Source organism: Kitasatospora sp. NRRL B-11411 (assembly GCF_000721345.1).
Classification (GTDB): Bacteria; Actinomycetota; Actinomycetes; order Streptomycetales; family Streptomycetaceae; genus Kitasatospora; species Kitasatospora cineracea.
In genome coordinates this window covers 1-4,066 of record NZ_JOGH01000236.1, presented here as the reverse complement: position 1 = coordinate 4,066, position 4,066 = coordinate 1, and the positions used below count along the sequence as shown (strand labels likewise).

At 72.7% G+C, this 4,066-nt stretch carries 1 protein-coding gene and 2 pseudogenes; all 3 read right to left on the bottom strand.

Going from position 1 to position 4,066, the window contains the following annotated elements:
• Positions 1-95 (bottom strand): annotated as a pseudogene (locus IH44_RS0139360) (roadblock/LC7 domain-containing protein); the annotation flags it as partial.
• A 10-nt stretch (positions 96-105) separates the two neighbouring features.
• The gene (locus IH44_RS42095; protein WP_051818298.1) at positions 106-3,648 is read right to left on the bottom strand and encodes a nitrate- and nitrite sensing domain-containing protein; all 3,543 of its coding nucleotides are present in this window, start codon (positions 3,646-3,648) and stop codon (positions 106-108) included.
• A gap of 319 nt (positions 3,649-3,967) precedes the next feature.
• Positions 3,968-4,066: pseudogene (locus IH44_RS0139350) on the bottom strand (ATP-binding protein); the annotation flags it as partial.

Genomic DNA, 4,066 nt, shown 5'->3' with positions numbered 1-4,066 from the left:
CCGTCGGCGGAGACCACCACGGTGTGGGACACCCCGGGGGTGTTGTCCACGAAATTGGTGATCAGCCAGTTCAGGTTCTGTGCGGCCTGGCTCATCTGGGTCAACTCAACGCTCCTGCTGGTTCGAGCCGCCGAAGAGATCGGTGCTGCTGTTGTGCGGTCCATCACCGTACGCCCCCTGGTCGGGGTCGATCCGGAAGCTGCCGGTGGCACCGGGGTCGCCGCCGGCCTGGCGGCCCTGCTCGACGCCGCGGCGCAGGTTGGTCAGGCGGCCGCGGACCTCGCTCGGGTCGCGGGAGACCTGCGGGCCTTCCTGCGGGGTGGTGCGGGCGTTGCCCGGCACCAGGTTCTGGCGCGGGACCCGGCGCGGGAGGCCCGAGGGGGTGGTGCCCGCCGAGGAGGGCTCGCGCAGCTTCTCCGCGCGCTGCCAGTCGCCGTCGTTCGGCGACTCCCACTCGCCGGCCGCCGCGGTCGGACCGGTCGGCCCGTAGCCGCCCAGCGCCGACACGTCGTGGCCGCGCGGCTCGTCCTGCGCCGAGGTGTCCTTCGCGCCGGTGAACCAGTTCGGGGTCTCGGCGCCGCCGCCCGCGGACCGGGCCGCCGCGCCGCCGCCCGCCAGCTGCTGGCCCGGCCGGCGCTGCGGCAGCGCACCGCCCGGCTGCTGCCGCTCCGCGGCCGGACGGGCCGGCGGCAGGGCCGGCAGCTCCTCCGCGGGGTACGGGTGCCCGGCGGGCTCCTCGTAGCCGTAGTCCTGCTGCTGGTACCCGTCGGCGTACTGCTCGCCGGCGTACGGGGCCTGCTGCGGGTACTGCTCCTCGGCGTACTCGTACTGGCCGTCCGCGTACTGGCCCTCGGCGTACTGGCCGTCCTCGTACGGCTGCTGCTGGTACGCCTCGGCGTACTGCTGCCCGTCGCCGTAGGGGGCCTGCTGCGGGTAGTCGGCGGGGGCGTACGGGTCGTCGGCGTAGCCGGCCGGGGCGTACAGGTCCTCGCGGTAGCCGTAGGCGTCGCCCCGGGGGGCCTGCTGCGGCTCGAAGGGGCGGCCGTAGGCGTCCGCCTCGGGGCGGCGGTACGGGTCGTCCTGGGGGCTCTCGTAGCCGGCCGCCTGCGGGGCCGGGTAGCCGCCGCGGTAGCCGTCCTCGGGGTGGCCCGGCTCGCCGTAGGGCGACTCCAGGACCTCCGCCTCCACCGGCTCCTCGGCGGCGGCGCCCGGGCCGGCCTCCAGGGCGGCCCGGCGGCGCTCCTCGATCCGCTGGGAGCGCTGCATGGACTCCAGCGCGGGGGAGAAGCCGTTGCCGGCCACCGCGCCGCGGGCGGGCAGGTGGTCGTCGAAGCCGAGTTCGGCCGCGGTGCGGTCCTGGCCCTCGAACGCCCACTCGGCGGCCGGCTCCTGCTCGGCGAAGATTCGGGAGACCGTGAACTCCTCGGCCTGCGGCTCCGGCGCCATCGCGCCCAGGTGGGTCAGCTGCTGCGGCAGCATGACCAGCGAGGTGGTGCCGGCCGACTCGCCGGACGGGCGCAGCTGCACGCGGATGTCGTGCCGCTGGGACAGCCGGCCGACCACGAACAGGCCCATCCGGCGGGAGATGGTGGCGTCCACGGTGGGCGGCTCGGCCAGCTTCTCGTTGATCTCGGCGAAGTCCTCGGCGGTCAGGCCGATGCCCTTGTCGTGGATCTCGACCAGCACCCGGCTGTCGGGCAGCCGGGTCGCGTTGACCAGCACCCGGGTCTGCGGGGAGGAGAACGAGGTGGCGTTCTCCAGCAGCTCGGCGAGCAGGTGGACGAGGTCGGTCACGGCGGGGCCGACCACGTCGGCCTCGGGGATGCCGGCCAGTTCGATCCGCTCGTAGTGCTCCACCTCGGAGGCGGCGGCGCGCAGCACGTCGACCAGCGGCACCGGGGTGTTCCAGCGGCGGCCGGGCTCCTCGCCCGCGAGGACCAGGAGGTTCTCGCCGTTGCGGCGCATGCGGGTGGCCAGGTGGTCCAGCTTGAAGAGGTTCTCCAGCTGGTCCGGGTCGGCCTCGTTGTTCTCCAGGTCGGTGATCAGCGCCAGCTGGCGCTGGATCAGGCCCTGGCTGCGGCGCGACAGGTTGGTGAAGATCGCGTTGACGTTGCCCCGCAGCAGCGCCTGCTCGGCGGCCAGCGAGACGGCCTGCTGGTGGACCTGGTCGAAGGCGCGGGCGACCTCGCCGATCTCGTCCCGGCCGTGCAGCGGGATCGGGCTGACCGAGGTGTCGACCCGCTCCGGGTCGGTCTTGGAGAGCTTGTCGACCAGCTCCGGCAGGCGGTGGTTGGCGATGTCGAGCGCGGCGGTGTTCAGGGTCCGCATGCCGAGGATCATCGAGCGGGCGATGTAGCCGGTGAGCAGGCCGGCCAGCACCAGCGAGGCGACCACGATCAGGGAGTTGAGCACCCAGTCGGTGAACGCCCGGTCCTTGATGCCCTGGGCGTCGGCGACGACCTGGTCGAGCAGGTCGGTCTCGGCGGCGCGCAGCGCGCTCATGTGGCTCTTGGTGGCCTGGTCCCACAGCGGGCGGGTCAGGCCGTCGTTGCCGGCCGAGGTGATGATCCGGGCGGCGGCGTCCTTGTTGGCCGCGGCGTCGGACAACTGCCCGGAGTAGGACATGCCGATCATCAGCAGGGTGCTCATGACGGGCAGGTTGTGGCCGTCGGGCATCCGCAGCGGCAGGCGCTGGTCGGCGGTGGCCTGGTCGACCAGCGCGTCCGAGTAGACCTTGACCTCGTCCGAGCTGGACGCGGTGTTGAACTCGTCGAGCGCGGTCTGCTCCAGCTTGGCGGCGACGCTCAGGGCCTGGATCAGGTCCTGGCCCTCGTGGCCGTCCACGCCGCCGACGCCGAGGCCGACCAGCAGGTTGAGCATCAGCGCGCGCTGGGTCGAGGCGGACGCCTTGGCCAGCGACATCGCGTAGATCGCGCGGCCCTTGGAGGTGACGTTGGTGGAGCCGAAGCCGACCGAGTTGTCCATCGCCAGCAGCGGCGCGAACAGCAGCGAGTAGGCGTTGGAGGTCGCGGTGGCGAACAGCTCGGGCTTGTAGGCGTTGGCGCGCAGGTGCGGCAGGGACTGGACCAGGCCCTCGAACTGGGCGTTGCGGCGCACCGTGGTCGGGTCGTCCTTGGCCTTGGCGACGGTCGCGCGGTAGTCGGCCAGCGCCTGGTCGGTCCGGTCCCGGAGCTTCTTCACCTCGCCCTGGTCGCCCTGCCCGGTGAGCAGCGGCACCAGGGTCTCGTCGCGCTCCTGCTCCAGGGCGTCGGCCAGCTTGGTGGCCGAGCTGGCCACGTTGGCGATGCGCACCGCGCGGTCGGCCTGGTTGTAGTCGTCCAGCGAGGTGTTGACGCGCAGGCCGCCGAAGACGAGGGCGATGACGACCGGGATGACCAGGATGGCCACCAGGCGGGTCGGCACGCGCCAGTTCAGCGGGGACAGGAAGTCGTACCGGCTGCCGCCGCGGCGCGGGGCCTCCTCGGCGGTCGCGGGACGCGGGGCCGGCTCGGCGGCGGGGCGGCTCGGCTCGGGACGGTCCTCGGTCGCGGTGAACGCGGAGAACTGACCGGTGGTCGGGCCGCTACCCGGGTCCTGCTGGCGGGGCTCGGAGCGCCGCTGAGGGGTGACTGGCTGCTTACGCCTCACTCGACAACAACCTCTCGACCGACTGGCGGCCATGGATCTATCCGGCGGCTACCCCCCGACGGGCCGCGGCCCGCGTGGGTCCTACGGGGTAGCTGGAATTCCAACACGAGCCGGTGGACCGGACAAACGGCCCCTCCGCCCCGTGCACCAGGGGTGGAAAACGGACATATGGCGTTGAACTCCCGCAAAGTTCAAGGTCATTGGCGCACACCGGGTTCGACTGGCTACGCACTGTCAAACGAGCCCGGCAAATGCCTACCGAACTGTTACCGGGGGGCGCGAACCATCCCTGGTACGCGCCCCCCGGCCAGGTCGGGGCTCACCGGAGTCGGGCGAGGAGGGCGTGTTCGACGAGGGTGATGAGGGCGCTCTTGGCGCTGTCGCGTCGTCGGGCGTCGAGGGTGATGATGGGGATTTC